Origin of the sequence: Hydrogenophaga crassostreae, from assembly GCF_001761385.1 — a bacterium.
GTDB classification, from domain to species: domain Bacteria; phylum Pseudomonadota; class Gammaproteobacteria; order Burkholderiales; family Burkholderiaceae_C; genus Hydrogenophaga; species Hydrogenophaga crassostreae.
Genome location: NZ_CP017476.1, coordinates 522,380 through 545,000, shown reverse-complemented (window position 1 = coordinate 545,000; position 22,621 = coordinate 522,380). Strand labels below are relative to the sequence as shown.

Genomic DNA, 22,621 nt, shown 5'->3' with positions numbered 1-22,621 from the left:
CTGGACCGTGTCTCAGTTCCAGTGTGGCTGGTCGTCCTCTCAGACCAGCTACAGATCGTTGGCTTGGTGAGCCTTTACCCCACCAACTACCTAATCTGACATCGGCCGCTCCAATCGCGCGAGGCCTTACGGTCCCCCGCTTTCATCCATAGATCGTATGCGGTATTAGCGCAGCTTTCGCTGCGTTATCCCCCACGACTGGGCACGTTCCGATGCATTACTCACCCGTTCGCCACTCGTCAGCATCCGAAGACCTGTTACCGTTCGACTTGCATGTGTAAAGCATGCCGCCAGCGTTCAATCTGAGCCAGGATCAAACTCTTTAGTTCGATCTTGAATTTACTCATAAAAACGGAATTGAAGTGAACTTCACTTCTATTCTCATGAGCGTTTAAAGTCTTGCGACTTGAACTCTTTCGAGTTCGTTTCGCAATCTCCTTCAAACGCCCACGCTTATCGGCTGTGTATTTTTAATGATCCATCAAATCCAGCAGCACTTGGCTACCTTCTTTGCTTGCTTAGCTGCGATCAGCTGAGCCTTGTATTATGACACAGTTTTCAGTGTCTGGTCAAATTATTTCAGGGTTTTTACTGATTTTCTTCTGACCACCTTCTTTGCCACGACACCCTCTTTTCAGAGGGCTGGTGAGCAGCGAAGCTCTCCATTATATACCGCTTTCAAGACCGGTTTCGAAAAAATTCAGAAATATTTTCTGACTTCATCCAACCTCTTCGCTACCTGGACTCCCCACCTTGCGGCGGGCTGTTGTGAGCAGCGAAGCCTTGCAGTATACATCGGAAAATTTGAGTTTTCAAACCTTCTGCAAGTTTATGTGAATGTCACTTGGTGACCTTCACACTTATATAACGCCAAGACCCCCAAGGTCATAGACCGAGGGGGTGTTGGGGGCTGTAAGAGCCTGACGATGACCTACTTTCACACGGGAATCCGCACTATCATCGGCGCAAAAGCGTTTCACTGTCCTGTTCGGGATGGGAAGGAGTGGTACCACTTTGCTATGGTCGTCAGGCATAACTTGTTGTTCGACTTGTGAATGCACAAGCCAAACGAATTCATAGAGTATCTAATCAGATAATTTTTAATTGCTGCCAACGATACGCAGTTCATTTTGAACTGCTTTCGGCATAACAGACATTTCTAACTTGGATGAATGAACATCAAAGTTATAGGGTCAAGCCTCACGAGCAATTAGTATCAGTTAGCTTAACACATTACTGCGCTTCCACACCTGACCTATCAACGTCCTGGTCTAGAACGACTCTTCAGGGGGCTCAAGGCCCCGGCAGATCTCATCTTAGAACGAGTTTCCCGCTTAGATGCTTTCAGCGGTTATCTCTTCCGCACTTAGCTACTCGGCAATGCCACTGGCGTGACAACCGATACACCAGAGGTGCGTCCACTCCGGTCCTCTCGTACTAGGAGCAGGCTTCTTCAAATCTGCAGCGCCCACGGAAGATAGGGACCAAACTGTCTCACGACGTTTTAAACCCAGCTCACGTACCTCTTTAAATGGCGAACAGCCATACCCTTGGGACCGGCTACAGCCCCAGGATGAGATGAGCCGACATCGAGGTGCCAAACACCGCCGTCGATATGAACTCTTGGGCGGTATCAGCCTGTTATCCCCAGAGTACCTTTTATCCGTTGAGCGATGGCCCTTCCATACAGAACCACCGGATCACTATGTCCTGCTTTCGCATCTGCTCGACTTGTCAGTCTCGCAGTTAAGCACGTTTATGCCATTGCACTATCATCACGATGTCCGACCGTAACTAACGTACCTTCGAACTCCTCCGTTACACTTTGGGAGGAGACCGCCCCAGTCAAACTGCCTACCATGCACTGTCCCCGATCCAGATAATGGACCTAGGTTAGAACCTCAAACACACCAGGGTGGTATTTCAACGTTGGCTCCACAAGATCTAGCGACCCTGCTTCAAAGCCTCCCACCTATCCTACACAGATCTGTTCAAAATTCAATACAAAGCTACAGTAAAGGTTCATGGGGTCTTTCCGTCTTTCCGCGGGGAGATTGCATCATCACAAACATTTCAACTTCGCTGAGTCTCTGGAGGAGACAGTGTGGCCATCGTTACGCCATTCGTGCAGGTCGGAACTTACCCGACAAGGAATTTCGCTACCTTAGGACCGTTATAGTTACGGCCGCCGTTTACTGGGACTTCGATCAAGAGCTTGCACCCCATCAATTAATCTTCCAGCACCGGGCAGGCGTCACACCCTATACGTCCACTTTCGTGTTTGCAGAGTGCTGTGTTTTTAATAAACAGTCGCAGCCACCAATTTTTTGCAACCCTTTCGCGCTCAGATGTTCTCATCACGCTACCGGGGCACACCTTCTTCCGAAGTTACGGTGTCAATTTGCCGAGTTCCTTCTCCAGAGTTCTCTCAAGCGCCTTAGAATACTCATCTCGCGCACCAGTGTCGGTTTGCGGTACGGTCAATTACAAGCTGAAGCTTAGTGGCTTTTCCTGGGACCTCGTTCAGTTACTTCGTGAGCAAGCTCACTCGATCGATAGCCTCGGTATATGACACGCGGATTTGCCTACGTGTCGCCTACATCTATCTAAACCGGCACTTCCAACAGCCGGATAACCTATTAAGATCCGTCCCCACATCGCACTTGTAATCGGTACAGGAATATTGACCTGTTTCCCATCAGTTACGCATCTCTGCCTCACCTTAGGGGCCGACTCACCCTACGCCGATGAACGTTGCGTAGGAAACCTTGCGCTTACGGCGAGGGGGCTTTTCACCCCCTTTAACGCTACTCATGTCAGCATTCGCACTTCTGATACCTCCAGCATCCTTTACAAGACACCTTCACAGGCTTACAGAACGCTCTCCTACCACTTGCAATAAATTGCAAATCCGCAGCTTCGGTAACTGGCTTAGCCCCGTTACATCTTCCGCGCAGGACGACTCGATCAGTGAGCTATTACGCTTTCTTTAAATGATGGCTGCTTCTAAGCCAACATCCTGACTGTTTTAGCCTTCCCACTTCGTTTCCCACTTAGCCAATTTTAGGGACCTTAGCTGGCGGTCTGGGTTGTTTCCCTCTTGAGTCCGGACGTTAGCACCCGGTGCTCTGTCTCCCAAGCTGTACTCGTCGGTATTCGGAGTTTGCCTTGGTTTGGTAAGTCGCCATGACCCCCTAGCCAAAACAGTGCTCTACCCCCGACGGTAATACTTGAGGCACTACCTAAATAGTTTTCGGAGAGAACCAGCTATTTCCAAGTTTGTTTAGCCTTTCACCCCTATCCACAGCTCATCCGCTAATTTTGCAACATTAGTCGGTTCGGACCTCCAGTACCTGTTACAGCACCTTCATCCTGGCCATGGATAGATCACTTGGTTTCGGGTCTACACCCAGCGACTGATTCGCCCTATTCGGACTCGATTTCTCTACGGCTTCCCTATTCGGTTAACCTTGCCACTGAATGTAAGTCGCTGACCCATTATACAAAAGGTACGCAGTCACCCCTTACGAGGCTCCTACTTTTTGTAAGCATGCGGTTTCAGGATCTATTTCACTCCCCTCCCGGGGTTCTTTTCGCCTTTCCCTCACGGTACTTGTTCACTATCGGTCGATGATGAGTATTTAGCCTTGGAGGATGGTCCCCCCATATTCAGACAGGATTTCTCGTGTCCCGCCCTACTTGTCGTTAGCTTAGTACCACACAGGTCTTTTCACGTACGGGGCTATCACCCACTATGGCCGTCCTTTCCAGAACGTTCCGTTAAGTCTTGTGCTATCACTAACAGGCTCTTCCAATTTCGCTCGCCACTACTTTCGGAATCTCGGTTGATGTCTTTTCCTCGAGCTACTGAGATGTTTCAGTTCACCCGGTTCGCCTCGCATGACTATGTATTCATCATGCGATACCTACTGCTAGGTGGGTTTCCCCATTCGGAAATCTCCGGATCAAAGCTTATTTGCCAGCTCCCCGAAGCTTATCGCAGGCTATCACGTCCTTCGTCGCCTATCATCGCCAAGGCATCCACCACATGCTCTTATTCACTTGACCCTATAACTTTGACGTCTTACCCAGTCGTTCAACCAGGTAAAACACATCGCTACATCAAGTAAATGTCTTGTCAGGTCTTTCACCTGACGCGTTATGCCGTTTCAATTTATATCTTATGACTAAATTGAATATTCGTTGACGCAATCAAAAATTACGTTGCTGATGGCACGGTGCGTACTAAACCTTTACGAATGTACGCTTTCCATCAGCAACTCTGATTAGACTCTATGAATTTTTAAAGAACAGCCGTTGCAATCCGAAGATCGCTTATTGATCGATAGATACCGATCAACATCAAAATACTCTCTATCGAGAATACTTTGATGTTGAATTCCACCCGAAGGCAGGCTACTCAAAAGATTGGTGGAGGATGACGGGATCGAACCGACGACCCCCTGCTTGCAAAGCAGGTGCTCTCCCAGCTGAGCTAATCCCCCATCTTCGTCGACAAAAGATGAGCACTGGTGGGTCTGGTTGGGTTCGAACCAACGACCCCTGCGTTATCAACACAGTGCTCTAACCAACTGAGCTACAGACCCAGGCCGGACAGTGACCAATCTGGCTACACAAAATGTGATGGCCAGACCGTCAATGACATCTTTTGAACAACCGATAAGTGTGAGCGTTTGAGCTTGATTGCTTGATCCACTGCCGCTTCTTGCGCTCAACCCTGCAAGCAAGATCAGCATTCAATTGGCTGGTGTGGATTTTTCCAGAAAGGAGGTGATCCAGCCGCACCTTCCGATACGGCTACCTTGTTACGACTTCACCCCAGTCACGAACCCCGCCGTGGTAATCGCCCTCCTTGCGGTTAGGCTAACTACTTCTGGCGAGACCCGCTCCCATGGTGTGACGGGCGGTGTGTACAAGACCCGGGAACGTATTCACCGTGACATGCTGATCCACGATTACTAGCGATTCCGACTTCACGCAGTCGAGTTGCAGACTGCGATCCGGACTACGACCGGCTTTGATGGATTAGCTCCCCCTCGCGGGTTTGCGACCCTTTGTACCGGCCATTGTATGACGTGTGTAGCCCCACCTATAAGGGCCATGAGGACTTGACGTCATCCCCACCTTCCTCCGGCTTGTCACCGGCAGTCTCATTAGAGTGCCCAACTAAATGTAGCAACTAATGACAAGGGTTGCGCTCGTTGCGGGACTTAACCCAACATCTCACGACACGAGCTGACGACAGCCATGCAGCACCTGTGTTATGGCTCTCTTTCGAGCACGAATCCATCTCTGGAAACTTCCATACATGTCAAAGGTGGGTAAGGTTTTTCGCGTTGCATCGAATTAAACCACATCATCCACCGCTTGTGCGGGTCCCCGTCAATTCCTTTGAGTTTCAACCTTGCGGCCGTACTCCCCAGGCGGTCAACTTCACGCGTTAGCTTCGTTACTGAGTCAGAAGAGACCCAACAACCAGTTGACATCGTTTAGGGCGTGGACTACCAGGGTATCTAATCCTGTTTGCTCCCCACGCTTTCGTGCATGAGCGTCAGTACAGGTCCAGGGGATTGCCTTCGCCATCGGTGTTCCTCCGCATATCTACGCATTTCACTGCTACACGCGGAATTCCATCCCCCTCTACCGTACTCTAGCTATACAGTCACAAATGCAATTCCCAGGTTGAGCCCGGGGATTTCACATCTGTCTTATATAACCGCCTGCGCACGCTTTACGCCCAGTAATTCCGATTAACGCTTGCACCCTACGTATTACCGCGGCTGCTGGCACGTAGTTAGCCGGTGCTTATTCTTACGGTACCGTCATTAGCCCAGAGTATTAATCCAGACCGTTTCGTTCCGTACAAAAGCAGTTTACAACCCGAAGGCCTTCTTCCTGCACGCGGCATTGCTGGATCAGGCTTGCGCCCATTGTCCAAAATTCCCCACTGCTGCCTCCCGTAGGAGTCTGGACCGTGTCTCAGTTCCAGTGTGGCTGGTCGTCCTCTCAGACCAGCTACAGATCGTTGGCTTGGTGAGCCTTTACCCCACCAACTACCTAATCTGACATCGGCCGCTCCAATCGCGCGAGGCCTTACGGTCCCCCGCTTTCATCCATAGATCGTATGCGGTATTAGCGCAGCTTTCGCTGCGTTATCCCCCACGACTGGGCACGTTCCGATGCATTACTCACCCGTTCGCCACTCGTCAGCATCCGAAGACCTGTTACCGTTCGACTTGCATGTGTAAAGCATGCCGCCAGCGTTCAATCTGAGCCAGGATCAAACTCTTTAGTTCGATCTTGAATTTACTCATAAAAACGGAATTGAAGTGAACTTCACTTCTATTCTCATGAGCGTTTAAAGTCTTGCGACTTGAACTCTTTCGAGTTCGTTTCGCAATCTCCTTCAAACGCCCACGCTTATCGGCTGTGTATTTTTAATGATCCATCAAATCCAGCAGCACTTGGCTACCTTCTTTGCTTGCTTAGCTGCGATCAGCTGAGCCTTGTATTATGACACAGTTTTCAGTGTCTGGTCAAATTATTTCAGGGTTTTTACTGATTTTCTTCTGACCACCTTCTTTGCCACGACACCCTCTTTTCAGAGGGCTGGTGAGCAGCGAAGCTCTCCATTATATACCGCTTTCAAGACCGGTTTCGAAAAAATTCAGAAATATTTTCTGACTTCATCCAACCTCTTCGCTACCTGGACTCCCCACCTTGCGGCGGGCTGTTGTGAGCAGCGAAGCCTTGCAGTATACATCGGAAAATTTGAGTTTGTCAAAGCACTTCAAATTATTTTCGCTGATTGGTGGATCCGACTTCTGCGGGTCATGGAAAAGGTTGATCGCGCTTCCTGTGAAGCTGCCTGGGGCCGATCGCTTCATGTCTATATATATGCAGCGGTCCTTTAGCTCGCTTGATGCGACGCTAGAAAGTGCCGAGAGAAACCCTGCCTTTGTATGGGCCGGATAATGTCGGCTCCTTTATAGAAGCATTCTCCATGGCACTCATTACTTTGCAAGACGCCCAACTGGCCTATGGCCACGTTGCGTTGCTCGATCACACCGACTTTTCTCTGGAACCGCAGGAGCGTGTTGGACTGATCGGACGCAACGGTACGGGCAAGTCTTCCATGTTGAAGATATTGGCCAGACTGGAGAAGCCAGACGACGGCCTTCTTCAAGTGCAGACGGGGTTGCGCGTGGCTTATGTGCCGCAGGAACCCATTCTCGATCTTTCGTCGACTGTGTTTGTGGCGGCCAGCCTCGGCTTGGCCGATGCGTGCGAAGCCCGCGAGCTTTACCTGAGTGGCGCGGACAACCTGGATCTGGATGCCCTACAGAGCCGCATCGAGGCGCTTGACGCCTGGAACTGGGAGCAACGCGTCGAGGAAACCCTGCACCGCCTGCATTTGAACGCCGATGACCGAGTGGGTTCGCTATCGGGAGGCAACAAGAAACGCGTGGCATTGGCGCAGGCTTTGGTGAGTCGCCCCGATGTGTTGCTGCTGGACGAGCCCACCAACCACCTGGATCTGGACAGCATCACCTGGCTGGAAGACCTGCTGCTGGAATACAAGGGCAGCGTGGTGACCATCAGCCACGATCGTGCCTTCCTTGACCGTGTCGCCACCCGGATGGTGGAATTGGATCGTGGTCGCTTGCTCAGCTATCCGGGCAACTTTGCCCAATACCAGGTGCTGAAGGAAGAGCAACAGGCACAAGAGGCGGTGATCAATGCGCGTGCGGACAAGTTGCTGGCCCAGGAAGAGGTATGGATTCGCAAGGGCGTTGAGGCCCGCCGGACGCGGGCTCAAGGCCGTATCACACGCCTGGAGAACTTGCGGGCACAGCGCTCTCAGCGGCGGGATGCCTTGGGCAGCGTGAAACTGGAAGTGGCCAGCGGAGGTTCCAGCGGCAAAATCGTGGCCGAGCTGGAGAAGATCAGCAAGAGCTTCCCGCTGGCCAACGGTGGTCAACGCACCGTGATTCGGGATTTCACCAGCACCATCCTGCGGGGCGACAAGATCGGCCTGATCGGCCCCAACGGGGCGGGCAAGACCACGCTGCTCAAGATCATCCTGGGCGAACTTGCTCCAGACAGCGGCACCATCCGCCAAGGCAGCAAACAATCCGTCGCTTACTTTGACCAGATGCGGGATCAGATCGATCTGGACGCGACGCTGGAGGACTTCATCAGCCCAGGCAGCGAGTGGATCGAGATCGGCAACAAGCGCACCCACGTCAAGAGCTACCTGAGTGATTTCCTGTTTTCGCCCGCACGCGCCAACGCGCCGGTGCGCACGCTGTCAGGCGGTGAGCGCAACCGCCTGTTGCTGGCGCGATTGTTTGCGCGGCCTGCCAATATATTGGTGCTGGATGAGCCGACCAACGATCTGGACATTGACACCCTTGAGTTGCTGGAAGATCTGCTTCAACAATACGATGGCACCGTGTTTCTGGTCAGCCACGACCGGCGTTTCCTCGACAACGTGGTTACCAGCACCATCGTGCACGAGGGCGAGGGCCGCTGGCGTGAGTATGTGGGCGACGTCCAAGACTGGATGACGCAGTCGGCGCGGGCCCAGGCCTTGCAGCGCGGGGCAGCGCCCGCCCCTGCTCCCGCGCCTGCAGCAGCACCCTCTCCCGCGCCTGCTGCGACCACCGCTGCGCCCAAGAAAAAGCTCAGTTACAAAGAACAACGTGAACTGGACGCTCTTCCTGACAAGATCGCAAGTCTGGAAGCAGAGCAAGCCGCTGTGGAGAAACAACTTGGTGGTGGTGCTCTTTACGCCAGCGATCCGGCCCTTGCTGCTCAACTCGGCGCGAGACATGCCGAAATCGAGCGTGAGTGGCTTGAGGCAATGGAGCGAGTCGAATCGCTTGGCACGGCCTGACCCAAGCAGCATCCGACACCAACCACCCGCCTATGGCCGCCTCGCCCGAACAACTCGCCCTGGATTTCCAACGTGCTGTGCAGGACCTTCACCAGGAGCGACTGCACACGCAGCAACTCCTGGCTGAGGTAGAGCGGCAAAATCACGAACTCGATCGGCTGCGCAGCTCGGTTCACCGCGAATCCAATAGCCGCCTGCTGGCCGAGGAGGCGCTTGACGAAACCCGCGACCGCCTGCAACTCGCGGTAGAGGCGGCTGGCCTTGCCTTGTGGGACTGGCAATTGCCATCGGATCAGGTATTCCTCACCGCTCGCTGGGGAGAAATGCTGGGTGATATCAGCATGGATGGGTATTGGGACGCCAAGAGCCTGCGCGAGCGAGCGCACCCTGATGACCGCTCCAAGCTCAAGGGCTTGACCCAAAGCCTGCTCCTTGGCCATCAGACCCGCGGAGTGGCGCAGTTCCGGGTACGCACCGCCGACGGATGGCTGTGGATTGAAAGCCATGGCATGGTTGCCGAGCACGACAGCCGGGGAACGCCGATCCGCCTGATGGGCACCCATGCCGATATCTCGGAGCGCAAACGGTTGGAAGCCGAAGGTCTGCAGGCCCGTGAACTGGCAGAGCAAGCCAGCATAGCGAAGAGCGAATTTCTGGCCAACATCAGCCACGAAGTGCGCACGCCGCTGAACGCGTTGATGGGCCTCACACGGCTGCTGATGGATTCCACGCTCACCGCAGAGCAGCGGTCGTGGCTGGACCTGATGGACAACTCGGCACACGCCCTGCTCGGACTGCTCAACGACGTACTGGATCTGTCCCGCATCGAAGCGGGCAAACTTGACATCGAGAAGGTGCCCTACCGACTGCACGAAACCCTTGAGGAGCTCAGCACCCTGTACGCAGGCCAGGCCCACGCCAAATCCATGGAGTGGACACTGCAGCTTTCGGGCAATTTGCCCAACATGGTGGAGGGAGACCCCGGGCGGCTGCGCCAGGTGTTGGCCAACCTGCTCTCGAATGCCTTGAAATTCACACCCCAGGGCGGCCAGATTCGCATTTCAGCCCAGGTGCAAGCCGACACCCAGGGGCATCGCAGCATGCAATTGCGGGTTCAGGACAGCGGCGTGGGCATTGCCAAGGACCATCAAGCGACCATATTTGACGCCTTCACCCAGGCCGACGCCTCCACGGCCCGCCGTTTCGGCGGCAGCGGGCTGGGCCTCGCCATCTGTGCCAAGCTCACCAAGCTCATGGGCGGGCAGATCGAACTGGTCAGCGAACTGGGCCAGGGCAGCACCTTCACCGTGACGCTGCCACTGATCGAGCCGAGCATTGCCAATGACGATCCCAAGAGCGCGCCGGCAGAGCTCCATGAGGTGGCTCGGGCCAGCGAGCGCTTTGCTGGCCTGACCGTGCTGGTGGCCGAGGACCATCCGGTCAATGAGCTGCTGATCAACCAGTTGCTCAGGCGCCTGGGTTGCAAGGTGCGCAACGCACGCGACGGGGCCGAGGCGGTGGTGCAATGGAGCAAAGGCGGTGTGGATCTGGTGCTGATGGATGTGCAGATGCCGGGTACCAACGGTCTGCAGGCCACGCAACAGATTCGCGAGCAGGAGGTGCTTCAGGGCAAACGCCACACGCCCATCGTGGCGGTTACCGCGAATGCCATGAAAGGTGACCGTGAGGCATGCCTGGCGGCCGGCGTAGACGGCTACACCCCCAAGCCCGTCAGCCCGCAGGCGCTGATTCGCGCCATGGACGATGTGCTGCGGCGAACGACCGGCCTTGCCTCTGGGCACACACCGCCAGCGGTGATCGCGACAGAGCGCAAGGTGCCGGCCGCAGCCAACGCCCTGGATCTGGACAAATTGCGGCGGCGGCTGGATGGCGACGAAGCCACGTTGCACCAGCTCGCCCAGGCCATGCGCAGCGATTTGGGCCAACGGCTGCAACAAATGCAAAATGCGCTGCAAACGCAGAACCACGAACTGGCCATCGCCCACGCCCATGGACTCAAGGGATCCCTGGGTAGCATGACGGCCGAGCGTGGCGCGCGCCTGGCCAAAGGGCTGGAACTGGCCGCTCTCGGTCGCGACTGGTCACTCTTCAGCCGCGCGCTGCCTTTGATGCTGGCCGAGGCTCAACAAATTGACCTGGCTCTGGCTGCGCTGCTCAGCGAACGGCCGGCAACAAACGGCTGAAGGCCTGCCAGAAGACGGGCTCTTGCGTGGTGGCGAAGTTGATGCGCATCAGCGTGCTCGGCGCTCGCACGGCGTGAAACAGGGCCCCGGGCGCGATCAAATAGCCCTCGTCGAGCAAACGCTGTGACAGCGCCTCGGTGTCCACCCCCGTATCCACCCAACCAAACAAACCCGCGGGTTCGGCCACGAAGCGGCACCCTGCCCCCTGCGCAAGCTTCACGCTGCGGCTGCGTGCGCCATCCAGCCGCTGGCGAATGCGTTCTGCATGGCGTCGCAGCTGGCCTTGCTCGATGCACAACGCCAGCGCCCGCTCCAGCAAGCTCGGCGTGGTCAGGGTGGTGAGCAGCTTGGTGTCGAGCAAGCGCTCCACCCAATCCGGTGGCGCCGCCAGATAGCCCACGCGCCAGTTGGGCGCCAGGATTTTGGAGAACCCGCTGACGTAGATGGTGCGCTGCAAACCATCGAGCACGCTCATGCGTGTGGCATGGGCGGGCGCAATATGGCTGTAGGTATCGTCTTCCACCACGTAAAAATCGTGCGCCTGCGCCAGCTGCAACACTCTGTGTGCACTGGCCGGGGACAGGCAATAACCTGTCGGATTGTGCAAAACGCTGACGCTGACGAACAGCTTGGGCGCATGCGCCTCGCAATACCGCGCCATCACCGCCAGATCGGGCCCCGATGGTGTCCGGGGCACCGGCAAGATGCGCAGCCCCTGGGCGTTGAGCCGCGCGAACTCCACCGCCCAACCAGGCTCCTCCACCATCACGCAATCCCCCGCCTTCAGCAAGGTGCGGCTCACGATGTCCAGCGCCTGCGTCGCGCCCATGGTGGTGATGATCTGCCCCGCCTCCACAGGCAAGCCCATGCCCTGCAAGCGCGCGGTCAACACACGGCGAAGGTGGGCATCGCCCAGCGGCTCGCCGTAGCGCAGCGAAGCATCGTTCAAAGCCTTGGTGGTCGTCACCTTGCGCACCGCCGCTTGAAGAAACGAATTCTCCATCCACTCGGGAGGAAAGGCACCCATACCCGGCTGCGCACGCTCACCGGGCGGCTGGAACATGCCGCGGATCAGCGCGCCCGCGTTGACCGGCGGGCCGGCCCGCACGCCAATGGCCGTGCCCGCGGTGGCCGCGTTGAACGGGGCGCCCGTCTGCTGGGCCAGCCCGCCCCGCTGCCGCACGAAAAAGCCCCGGTTGCGCTGCGCTTCCACCAGGCCCTGAGCCAACAAGAGATCGTAGGCCGCGACCACCGTGGAAGGGCTCAAACCCTGCTGCGCCGCGCACTGGCGAACGCTGGGCAGCCGCGTACCCGGGACCAGCAAGCGGTCGCGGATGCGCTGGGCAAACCGCTCAGCGAGTTGCTCGGCCAGGGTCAAAGCCGATTGGCGCATCAGCGCCGGAGCCGATGCCAGCGCCGTGACTTCGCCGGTGGCACCATCGGTGGCGGCCGGTATGTCCATCGGCGCAACTGCTGGGGAAGACTTCAACATGGCGGAACGGCTCCAAAAAGACGGCTCGCTGTGTGGTCACCTCGACCCACACAGTATTTCATCTGACCCCCTGAACTGTATGGCCAGTGTATTGCTCCGTCAAGCTACAGTGCTCAACATGAAACCCCTTCTTCTCCCCCGCTCTGGCGGAACCGCTCCGACCCCCTGCGCCCAAGGGAGGCCCCACTGACCGCCGCCGAATTGAGCGCGCTGCTGGTCTTGGCCACGGCCACCAGCTTCACGCCCGGCCCCAACACCACGCTGTCCACCGCGCTGGCGGCCAACCGTGGTTTGAAGGGTGCGCTGCATTTTGTATGCGCCGTGCCGGTGGGCTGGGGCTTGTTGTTCGCGCTGTGCGCGGCCGGGCTGGGCGCGCTGGTGGTGGCGCAGCCGTTGCTGCGTTGGGCGGTGTTGATCGGCGGCGTGGCGTATCTGCTGTGGCTGGCGAAACGCCTCTGGGGCAGCCGCAGCCTGAGTTCGGTGGACGAAACGCGTCTGAACGTGACGTTCTGGCAGGGCGTGGGTCTGCAGTTTCTCAACATCAAGGCCTGGATGCTGGCGCTCTCGCTGGTGGCCGGCTGGGTGGCCGGACGGCCCGATGCGATGCTCCGTTTTGCGCAAGTGTTGCCGCTGATGTTGGCCTTCGCATTCTTCAGCAACTTCACCTATGCGTGGGTGGGCTCGGTGCTGCGCCATTGGCTGGCGGGCCCGGTGGTCAACGGCCTGCCCACCGGCGCGCGGCTGCTGGCGTTCAACCGGATCATGGCCGGGGCACTGGTCTTGACCGCCCTGTGGATGGTGATCAGCGGCGCCGGCATGGCCCCTGTGAAAGCATGAACATGACCACCGCCACACTGACCTTAGACGAAGACCGCCGCAACCAAACCCTGGGCCTCTGGCTGGGGTTCATCGGCGTGTTCGTGTTCGCGCTGACGCTGCCCATGACGCGGCTCGCGACCGGCACTGCCGACGCGCCGCAGCTCTCTCCCTGGTTCGTCACCTGGGGCCGCGCCGCACTGGCCGGTTGCCTGTCGATTGCCTACCTGACCATCACGCGATCCCCCCTCCCCAAGCCCGAACACCGTGTGCCGCTGGCGCTCTCGCTGCTGGGCAATGCCATCGGCTATCCGCTGCTGCTGGGCTGGGCGCTGCGCGAGGTCACCGCCAGCCACGCCGCCGTGATCACCGCCCTGCTCCCCTTGGCCACCGCCGCCGCGGCCGCCTGGCTGATGCACCAGCGCGCTCGCCTGGGTTTCTGGCTGTTCGCCGCCCTGGGCAGCGCGCTGGTCGCCATCTACAGCCTGCTGCGCGCCCAGCAACTGGGCCATGGTTTCGGCCTGAGCCATGCCGACCTTTTGCTGCTGGGTGCCGTGGTTGCGGCGTCGGTGGGCTATGTGGCCGGTGCCAAGGTCACGCCTTCGCTGGGCGCCGAGCGGGTGATCAGCTGGGTGTGCGTGATGGCGCTGCCCATCACCCTGCCCGGGGCCTGGTTCACCTGGCCGGAACAGCCGATCGCCTTGTCGTCCTGGCTGGCGCTGGGTTACGTGGGCGTGTTTTCCATGTGGGCAGGCTTCTTTGCCTGGTTCCGCGGGCTGGCCCTGGGCGGGGCGCTGCGCGTGAGCCAGATGCAATTGCTGCAACCCTTCATCAGCATCGTGGCCGCCGTGCCGCTGCTGGGCGAATCGCTCGACCTGATGACGCTGGGCTTTGCCATGGCGGTGGTGGCCACCGTGTTCATGGGCCGCAAGATGGCAGCACCGGCACCGCCAAGGAGGCCCGCATGAACAGCGCCACGTTGCTCGCCGCCAGCCTCTTCGCCGTGGTCAGCTCCATCACGCCGGGCCCCAACAACATGATGATCCTGGCCTCGGGCGTCAACTTCGGCTTCAGCCGTTCACTGCGTCATTTGTTCGGCATCACCCTGGGTTTTGGCCTGATGATTTTGCTGGTCGGGCTGGGTCTGCACACCTTGCTGGAGCGCTTCCCGCTGATCTACAGCGCCATGCGCTGGGGAGGCGCTGCGTATTTGTTGTGGCTGGCCTGGAAGCTGGCCAACGCAGGGCCACCTTCGGTCAACGCACCCACCGCTGCACAGCCCATGGGCTTTTTCGCTGCGGCGGCGTTTCAATGGATCAATCCCAAGGCCTGGGTGATGGCAGTGACCGCGATCAGCACCTTCCTGCCCTCGCAGGCGCAACCCCTGCAAATCCTCGCTTTGGCGGCGCTCTTTGTGGCGCTGAACCTGCCATGCGTGGCCACCTGGGGCGCCTTCGGCAGCGCCATGCGCCGCATCCTGCAAGATCCCCGGCGCTTGCGGGTGTTCAACATCACCATGGCGCTGGCGCTGGTGGGGTCACTGATTCCCATGCTGGCTTGAACGCCCTCCCAAGACCACCGATACTTCCCCATCGAATCCCCTCCTCAAGACAAGCACATGACCACCTGGACCCTCGCCCGCCGCGCCCAAAAAATGAACCCCTCGGTGATCCGGGAGATCCTCAAGATCACGGAGAAGCCCGGCATCATCAGTTTTGCAGGCGGTCTGCCTTCGCCCAAGACCTTTCCGATCGCCGAGTTCGCCGCCGCCAGCGAACGCGTGTTGCGCGAAGACGGCCAGGCCGCTTTGCAGTACGCCTCCAGCGAAGGCTTCGCGCCGCTGCGCGAGCATGTCGCGGCCAGCCTGCCCTGGAACGTGGACCCGAACCAGGTGCTGATCACCACCGGCAGCCAGCAGGGCCTCGACCTGGTGGCCAAGGTGCTGGTCGACGAAGGCAGCCGCATCATGGTGGAAACGCCGACCTACCTCGGCGCCTTGCAGGCATTCACCCCCATGGAACCCACGGTGGTGAGCGTGGCCAGCGACGAACAAGGTGTGGATATCGACGACTTGCAGGCCAAGATGGGCGAAGGCGCCGATGCCGCGCGCTTCCTCTACGTATTGCCCAACTTCCAGAACCCGACCGGGCGCAGCATGAGCGAAGCGCGCCGGGCCGCCCTGGTGGAGCGCGCCGCGGCGCTGAACCTGCCCCTGATCGAAGACAACCCTTACGGCGACCTGTGGTTCGATGCGCCGCCGCCCGCGCCGCTCACCGCCCGCAACCCCGAGGGCTGCATCTACCTGGGCTCCTTCTCCAAGGTGTTGGCGCCCGGTCTGCGCCTGGGCTACCTCGTGGCGCCCGCCAGCGTGTACCCCAAGTTGCTGCAGGCCAAGCAGGCGGCCGACCTGCACACGCCGGGCTACAACCAGCGCATGGTGGCCGAGGTCATCAAAGACGGTTTTCTGGACCGCCATGTGCCCACCATCCGCGCTTTGTACAAGAGCCAGTGCGAAGCCATGTTGGCGGCGCTCGAGAAAGAAATGGCGGGGCTGGATGTGCAGTGGAACCGGCCCGATGGCGGCATGTTTCTCTGGGTGCGCCTGCCCGAAGGCATGAGCGCGATCGAGCTGCTGCCCAAGGCGGTGGAGGCCGGCGTGGCCTTCGTGCCCGGTGCCGCGTTCTATGCCGACGGGGCCGACCCGCGCACGCTGCGCCTGAGTTTTGTCACCGCCAGTGTCGAGCAAATCGGCATTGGCATGGCGGCGCTGGCCAAAGCCATCCGCGCGACCCTGGGCGGCTGACGCCATGCTGCGCATCTGGGGTCGAATCAGCTCGATCAACGTGCGCAAAGTTGTGCTGACAGCGCAGGTATTGGGCCTGCCGTTTGAGCGCACAGACGCCGGCATGGCGCACGGCGTTGTACAGACGCCCGACTACCTGGCGAAGAACCCCAACGGCCTGGTGCCGCTGCTGGAAGACGGTGGTTTCGCTCTGTGGGAGTCGAACGCAATCGTGCGCTACCTCTGCGCGCGAGAACGCTCGCCACTCTACCCAGAAGCGCTGCAAGACCGCTTCAACGCCGAGCGCTGGATGGACTGGCAACAAACCAGGCTCAACCGCGCCAGCGGTGCGGCATTCGTACAGTGGATTCGCACGCCAGCCGAGCGCCGCGACGCGGCCGCCATTGCCGCATCGGTGAGCACCACCGAGCCGCTGTTCAGCCAGCTCGACGAACACCTATCAAAGCACGCCTTCATGACCGGTGATGCGCTCACGATGGCCGACGTACCCATCGCATGCGAAATGCACCGCTGGTGGGGTTTGCCACAGCCGCACCCCCACTGGCCTCACCTAGAACGCTGGTATGCGCAATGGCGGGCTATGCCCGCCAGCCGTGCCGTGCTGGACCTGCCTTTGTCATGAACCTGAAAACAACGCCCATGCAACAACGCCCCTTCAAACAAGTGGATGTGTTCACCGCCTCGCCCTACCGGGGCAATCCATTGGCCGTGGTACTCGACGGCTCGGATCTGGACGCAGACACGATGCAGCACTTCACCAACTGGACCAACCTGTCGGAATGCACTTTCTTGCTGCCCCCCACACCAGAAGGCGCCGCCGCTGGCGCTGACTACCGGGTGCGTATTTTCTGCCCGGGGCGAGAGCTGCCGTTCGCCGGCCACCCCACCCTTGGAAGCTGCCACGCCTGGCTGGAGCAAGGCGGCCTGCCCAAACAATCCGATGTGGTTCAGGAATGTGGTGCGGGCTTGATTCGCATCCGCCGCGGGGGCAACCGGCTCGCATTCGCGGCGCCCCCACGGCTCAGGATCGGACCGCTCGATGAAGCCGATGTGGCGCTGATCGCGCGCGGCCTGGGCGTGGCGCGCGATGACATCGTGGCGCACAGCTGGTGTGACAACGGGCCGAACTGGCGCGGCGTGATGCTCAAGAGCGCGGAGCAGGTGCTCGCGCTCAAGCCCGACAGCGCAGTGCTCGCCGGGCTGGATATTGGCGTGATCGGGCCACGCGGCAAGGTCGGCGTGATCGGATCATCAGCGGCGGGAGAGGCCCAGTTTGAGGTGCGCGCCTTTTTCCCCGGCAACGCCGGCATGGCCGAAGACCCGGTCACCGGCAGCCTGAACGCCGCGCTGGCGCAGTGGCTGATTGGCGCCGGCCTGGCGCCCGAACACTATGTGGCCTCGCAAGGCACGGCCCTGCAGCGCGAAGGCCGGGTGCACATAACTCGCGATGCCGATGGCTCCGTCTGGGTCGGAGGGTCATCCGTGACCTGCATCGACGGCACCATTCAGCTGTGAGCAGCCCCATGACCCTGCCAACGCTTTACGGCCACCACGATTCCGGCCATGCCTACAAAGTGCGTCTGGCCCTGACCCTCGCGCGAATTGACCACGCCTATGTGCACGTCGACATCTGGCTGCCGCACGAACAGCGGCCTGAGCCCTTTCGCAGCCTGGCGCCTTTCAAAGAGGTGCCGCTGCTGGTGATGGATGGGCGGGTGCTCGCCCAGTCTGACGCCATCCTCTGCCAGATTGCAGAAACGTTCGGTGTTTTGGGCGGCGAATCGCCCGAACGCTTGGCACGCGCCCGTGAGTGGTTGTTCTGGGAAGCCAACCGCATCGGTATGGCTTTGCCGCAGCTGCGCTACGCCAAACGGTTTGCGCCCGATGCGTTTTCGCCCGACGCCTTGTTGTGGATTCGGTCGCGATTTGAAAAAGACATTGCGCGGCTGGACGAAGAGCTGGCCCGCACCCAGGCGTTCATTCTCGACACGGCGCCCAGCATTGCCGACTTCGCGCTGTGTGGCTACCTGTTCTGGGCCAGCGAAGCCGGCATCACGCCACCGGCCCACGTGCAGCGCTGGCTGGAACGCATTGCCAACCTGCCCGGCTGGCTGCCACCCTATGAGCTGTTGAAAGCATAAGCAAAGGAAGGTTCCCATGCGCAGACCGTCAAGCCCCCAACTGGATCACCTGGTGATCGCTGCGGCGACGCTGGAAGAAGGCGTTGCCTGGTGTGAGGCCACCTTGGGCGTAACGCCTGGCCCGGGCGGCGAACACGCCTTGTTTGCCACGCACAACCGTTTGCTGAAACTCGGCTGCCACAACGCACCCAACGCCTACCTGGAGATCATCGCCATCAACCCCGGCGCCTCGCCCACACGGGCGCCGCCGTTCCAGCGCTGGTTTGATCTGGACACCCTCCACATGCGCCGGTCGTTGGCCAAAAACGGCCCCCAGCTTGTGCACTGGGTCGCCAGCGTTCCCCATTTGGATGCCGCGCTGACCCATTTGCAAGCCCAGGGCATCGAGCGTGGAACTCCGCTAACGGCCTCGCGCCCCACGCCCCAAGGCTTGCTGCAATGGCAGATCAGCGTGCGTGACGATGGGCAACGCCTGTTCGACGGTTGTTTGCCCACGCTGATCGAATGGGGCGACACCCACCCAGCCGAATCCATGCCAGTCAGTGGTGTGCACCTGAACCGCCTGGGCTTGGTGCACCCCCATGCCAGCGAGTTGGCCGTCGCCATCGATACCCTGAGTCTGGTTGGCGTCAGCGTGGGCCACGGCGAAGCCCTTCTGCAAGCTGAACTGGCCACGCCGCAGGGCTTGGTGACGCTGCGTTCCAACCCCGTCGAGGCCCCTACATGAACCTGCCCAGCCTTTCCGATATCGAATCCGCCGCACAAGTCGTCTACCGGGAGTTTGCCGCCACGCCGCAATACCGGTGGGCCACTCTCAGTGCGCGCCTGGGGACCGAATGCTGGGTCAAACATGAAAACCACACCCCTGTGGGCGCATTCAAGATCCGAGGCGGGCTGACCTATTTCGACCAACTGATGCAACGAGGGGAGCTGCCCGGGGAGGCAATCAGCGCCACGCGCGGCAACCATGGCCAGAGCATCGGCTGGGCCGCGCGCGCCCACGGTGTGGCCTGCAGCATCGTTGTGCCACATGGCAACTCGCTGGAAAAAAACGCTGCCATGCGCGCTCTGGGCGTGAAACTGATCGAACATGGTGCCGATTTTCAGGAAGCTCGAGAACATGCCGTGCACTTGGCCACCGAGCGTGGCGCCCACATGGTGCCGAGTTTCCACATCGATTTGTTGAGCGGCGTGAGCACCTACTGGTGGGAATTTTTCAGGGCCGTGCCAGAGCTCGATGTGGTCTATGTGCCTATTGGCCAGGGCTCAGGCGCTTGCTCCGCCATTGCAGCCAAACTGGCGCTGGGCCACCCCGCACGCATCGTCGGCGTGGTGAGCGCCCATGCCACCACCTATGCCGACTCCATCGCCGCCGGGCGCGTGCTGGAAGCGCCAGTGACCACCGAGCTGGCCGATGGCATGGCCTGCCGCGTGGCAGACGCTGCCGCACTGGATGTGCTGATGGCCCATCTGGATCATGTGGTGCAGGTGAGTGACACCGAAGTGGCCCAGGCCATGTGTGCTTTGTTTGCCGATACCCACAATGTGGCCGAAGGCGCTGGCGCGGCCAGCTTTGCTGCGGCCTGGCAAGAGCGCGATCGGCTCAAGGGGTTGGTGGTGGGCACCACCTTGTGCGGCGGCAATGTGGACAGCGCGGTCTTTTCAAAGGTTCTGGCGAACTGACCTGTGCGCCAAACCCGCGGCAAGGCCGCCTCAACCGCCGCCATTCGATGGCCGGCGGCAACGGCTCAGGCTGCGGTGGCGCCGTTGGCCACCAGCTTGGCAACAACCGTGCAGAAATCCTCAACGGCGTCCGTTTTGAACACCACCTCCCGCACGCCTGCCGCCTTGGCTTCGGCCTGCAATTCGTCGGTGATATAGCCCGAAGCCACCGCCACGGGCAACAACGGGTTGATCTCCAGCACCGCCCTGGCCACATCCAGCCCCGACATGCCGGGCATATTGAAGTCGGTCATCAGCAGATCAAAGCCCGTTGGCTTGGCCCGCACCGCATCGATGGCCTCCTGTTGATCGGTAAAGGTCGTTACTTTGAAACCACGGCGCTCCAGCAAACGACGCACCAGGAAGACCAAGGTGTCGTCATCGTCAAGGTAAAGCACATGGCGTTGAATCTCGGGTGTTTCTACGATCATGGTTGCATTTTGCACAGAACTGGCATCTTGTGGAACTTTCAAATCGACCGCCTGGGTTTCCATATTCTCAGGCAAAGCTTTGCCTTGTGGCCAACCTGAATGCACATATCCGGCGCCTGGGTCTGTGACAGCGGCCGGGAAGTAGAGGCTGAAGGTGGTGCCCTCGCCCGGCTGACTATTCACCTCGATCACCCCACCGTGGCCTTCCACGATGCCGAGCACCACAGGCAAGCCCAACCCGGTGCCCGTGCCCAACTTGCGGGTGGTGAAAAAGGGTTCAAAGATGCGCAGTCTCGTGGCCTCGTCCATGCCGCAACCACTGTCGAACACCTGCACCCGAATCACGCCCAGCCAATCTTTGGGCAAGGTCGACGGCACCAGACTGGAGGTCGTCGGGAAACGGTTGACCTGGATGGTGAGCTTGCCTGGCTGGTCGCCAAGCGCGTGCAACGCATTGGTGCCGAGGTTGAGCAACACCTGGCCGAGCTGGGTGGCATCGGCGTTGATGCTCAGATCGCCCAGGCCGCAGGCGGTACCCAGTTTTACATGGGAAGGCATCACCGGTTTGAGCAATCCGCAGCTTTCCGCGAGGATGGCCCGCATGCTCACCCGCTTGCGCTCCATCGGCTGCTGGCGGCTGAACGCGAGAATCTGGCGCACCAGCTCCCGCCCGCGTCGCGCTGCCACGCTGATTTGATCCAGACTCAGAACCGCCGCCGACGTCTCGCCCGCGTCTTGCCTGGCCAGCTCAGCGTTCCCCAGGATGGCCGCCAGGATGTTATTGAAATCGTGGGCAACCCCGCCGGCAAGCGTACCCAACGCCTGCATCTTTTGCGACTGGGAGAGCGCAATTTGCAAAGCTTTTTGTTCGCGCTGTGCCGCTTGCAGCGAGGTGATGTCCACAAAGGTCAACACCACATGGCGCAACCCGCCCTGGTGGTTGTTCTCTGCAAAAGCGTTGCACAACGTCCAACGCACCTCGCCTTCGCCGTTTGGCTGGATGCCCAGCACCATGTCGGTCAACGGCCGGCCGGTGGCCAGCACCCGCTCGAACGGCATTTCGTGGCGGGCCATGGGTTGACCGTCTTCACGCAACAGCGACCACTCCAAAGGCTGAGAGCTCTCGGGCTCTACTTCTGAACGGTTAAGAAACCGCCTGGCGGCCGAGTTGATGGTCTCGATCGACTGATCCGGGTTGAACACGATCACACCAGCGTGGATGTTGTCGATCAGCGCACGCAAGTCCGCCTTGCCATCGCGCAATTTTTGCTGGTCGCGCTCGGCGTTTTGCTGCAAGCGGTAGGACACCAGCGCACTGAGCAGGGCCGCTCGCACCAGCACGTCCAAGGTCATCGCCAACACCACGTACGGCGCGCTGTCTTCCAAGAGGCTCCGGGGGGCCACCGACGCGGTGTACAGCAAGCGCGCCAGCACCAGGCCCAAGACCAGCAACTCAACACCACAAAGAATCCGAAATGCCTTGAACTCATCGGCGGCTCTCGCTGTGCCCTTGCGCTGCGCATGGAACAGGGTCAAACCCACCAGGGCGAGGGCCGCAGCAATGAACACGGCGCGGCGAAGAACCGGAAGATCCCACACCTCCAGCAGCAAGGCCTGGGCCACAAACATCAGCACGGCCCCCACCACGGTCCAGCGCACGGCTTTGCGCATCGGCAAGCCGAGGTAGTTTCTCAACCCGAGCCAGATGGCGGCATGCGCCAAAACAAGCGCAGTCAATGCGCCGGCCACGTTGAGCACGTTCCAGTCGGCCCGGCCTCCGATACCCGTCAACGCGCCCACGGCACCGATCGCAGACATCGCAGCGCCCGCCGCCCACCAGCGCGGGCCAGCCACAGCCGCATGGCGGCGCGAGTAGCTCCAGAAAAGCGCGGCCAGAAATCCGTCTATACACAGACGAAACAGCAGCAAGGTGGGTAAATCAAGGCGCATGAACGGTCCGTTAGGTCGTCACCTCTGCGTCAAGGACGTCTGTGGAACTGGCCGCAACGAGCATCCCCGATACAAAAATCAAATCTGCAAATTCCGGTTGATTGGCAACCGGTGAACCATCTAAACAAATCATTCCAGCCCG

General features: G+C 59.6%; 13 protein-coding genes, 2 tRNA genes and 4 rRNA genes (1 of these 19 only partly in view). 11 read left to right on the top strand and 8 right to left on the bottom strand.

Translation table 11 applies throughout. The features are described 5' to 3' along the window. From LPB072_RS02645 to LPB072_RS02620, 6 genes are all read right to left on the bottom strand, one after another. Positions 1 to 329 (bottom strand): 16S ribosomal RNA (locus tag LPB072_RS02645) (it extends 1,204 nt beyond the left edge of the window). A gap of 589 nt (positions 330 to 918) precedes the next feature. Continuing rightward, positions 919 to 1,031, bottom strand: a 5S ribosomal RNA gene (gene rrf, locus LPB072_RS02640). Between the two features lie 158 nt (positions 1,032 to 1,189). Further along, a 23S ribosomal RNA gene (locus LPB072_RS02635) occupies positions 1,190 to 4,068 on the bottom strand. Between the two features lie 361 nt (positions 4,069 to 4,429). Continuing rightward, a tRNA-Ala gene (locus tag LPB072_RS02630) sits at positions 4,430 to 4,505 on the bottom strand. A gap of 25 nt (positions 4,506 to 4,530) precedes the next feature. After that, positions 4,531 to 4,607: transfer RNA gene (locus LPB072_RS02625), tRNA-Ile, on the bottom strand. A gap of 177 nt (positions 4,608 to 4,784) precedes the next feature. Beyond that, a 16S ribosomal RNA gene (locus LPB072_RS02620) occupies positions 4,785 to 6,317 on the bottom strand. The 16S, 23S and 5S rRNA genes sit together here with 2 tRNA genes alongside, the layout of an rRNA operon. A gap of 707 nt (positions 6,318 to 7,024) precedes the next feature. On the opposite strand from LPB072_RS02620, the gene LPB072_RS02615 reads away from it, so the two are divergent. Together LPB072_RS02615 and LPB072_RS02610 are read left to right on the top strand one after the other, a co-directional pair. Beyond that, entirely contained in the window at positions 7,025 to 8,920 is a 1,896-nt protein-coding gene (locus LPB072_RS02615; RefSeq protein WP_066085145.1) for an ATP-binding cassette domain-containing protein, read from the top strand. 32 nt (positions 8,921 to 8,952) lie between these two features. Next, positions 8,953 to 11,124, top strand: a complete 2,172-nt coding sequence (locus LPB072_RS02610) for a hybrid sensor histidine kinase/response regulator (protein WP_066085141.1) — start codon at positions 8,953 to 8,955, stop codon at positions 11,122 to 11,124. Here LPB072_RS02610 and LPB072_RS02605 read toward each other — a convergent pair. After that, entirely contained in the window at positions 11,096 to 12,517 is a 1,422-nt protein-coding gene (locus tag LPB072_RS02605) for an aminotransferase-like domain-containing protein (protein ID WP_066085250.1), read from the bottom strand. The two genes, LPB072_RS02610 and LPB072_RS02605, sit on opposite strands and share 29 nt — an antisense overlap. Positions 12,518 to 12,802: 285 nt before the next feature. Here LPB072_RS02605 and LPB072_RS02600 point away from each other — a divergent pair, with 285 nt between their 5' ends. The 9 genes from LPB072_RS02600 to LPB072_RS02560 are packed head-to-tail and all read left to right on the top strand — an operon-like array spanning position 12,803 to position 20,059. Beyond that, positions 12,803 to 13,453: a LysE family translocator gene (locus LPB072_RS02600; RefSeq protein ID WP_066085139.1), complete on the top strand. Its 651-nt coding sequence runs from the start codon at positions 12,803 to 12,805 to the stop codon at positions 13,451 to 13,453. A 2-nt stretch (positions 13,454 to 13,455) separates the two neighbouring features. Beyond that, the gene (locus LPB072_RS02595) at positions 13,456 to 14,400 is read left to right on the top strand and encodes a DMT family transporter (RefSeq protein ID WP_197508896.1); all 945 of its coding nucleotides are present in this window, start codon (positions 13,456 to 13,458) and stop codon (positions 14,398 to 14,400) included. Continuing rightward, complete coding sequence (locus LPB072_RS02590) at positions 14,397 to 14,993, top strand: LysE family translocator (protein WP_066085134.1); 597 nt, start codon at positions 14,397 to 14,399, stop codon at positions 14,991 to 14,993. The genes LPB072_RS02595 and LPB072_RS02590 overlap by 4 nt, the downstream gene beginning before the upstream one ends. Before the next feature lie 57 nt (positions 14,994 to 15,050). Further along, complete coding sequence (locus tag LPB072_RS02585) at positions 15,051 to 16,235, top strand: aminotransferase-like domain-containing protein (protein WP_066085132.1); 1,185 nt, start codon at positions 15,051 to 15,053, stop codon at positions 16,233 to 16,235. Positions 16,236 to 16,239: 4 nt separating this feature from the next. Beyond that, the gene (locus LPB072_RS02580) at positions 16,240 to 16,857 is read left to right on the top strand and encodes a glutathione S-transferase family protein (protein ID WP_066085247.1); all 618 of its coding nucleotides are present in this window, start codon (positions 16,240 to 16,242) and stop codon (positions 16,855 to 16,857) included. A 17-nt stretch (positions 16,858 to 16,874) separates the two neighbouring features. After that, complete coding sequence (locus LPB072_RS02575; protein WP_066085245.1) at positions 16,875 to 17,750, top strand: PhzF family phenazine biosynthesis protein; 876 nt, start codon at positions 16,875 to 16,877, stop codon at positions 17,748 to 17,750. Between the two features lie 8 nt (positions 17,751 to 17,758). Continuing rightward, positions 17,759 to 18,376, top strand: coding sequence for a glutathione S-transferase family protein (locus tag LPB072_RS02570; RefSeq protein ID WP_066085129.1), 618 nt, complete (start codon positions 17,759 to 17,761; stop codon positions 18,374 to 18,376). A gap of 16 nt (positions 18,377 to 18,392) precedes the next feature. Continuing rightward, positions 18,393 to 19,103 carry a VOC family protein gene (locus LPB072_RS02565; RefSeq protein ID WP_066085126.1) on the top strand — a complete coding sequence of 237 codons (711 nt, stop codon included), beginning with the start codon at positions 18,393 to 18,395 and terminating at the stop codon, positions 19,101 to 19,103. Then, on the top strand, positions 19,100 to 20,059 hold the full coding sequence (locus LPB072_RS02560; RefSeq protein ID WP_066085123.1) for a threonine dehydratase: 960 nt from the start codon (positions 19,100 to 19,102) through the stop codon (positions 20,057 to 20,059). The genes LPB072_RS02565 and LPB072_RS02560 overlap by 4 nt, the downstream gene beginning before the upstream one ends. A 65-nt stretch (positions 20,060 to 20,124) precedes the next feature. Here LPB072_RS02560 and LPB072_RS02555 read toward each other — a convergent pair whose 3' ends face one another. Further along, entirely contained in the window at positions 20,125 to 22,479 is a 2,355-nt protein-coding gene (locus LPB072_RS02555; RefSeq protein ID WP_066085120.1) for an ATP-binding protein, read from the bottom strand. Positions 22,480 to 22,621: the final 142 nt, after the last annotated feature.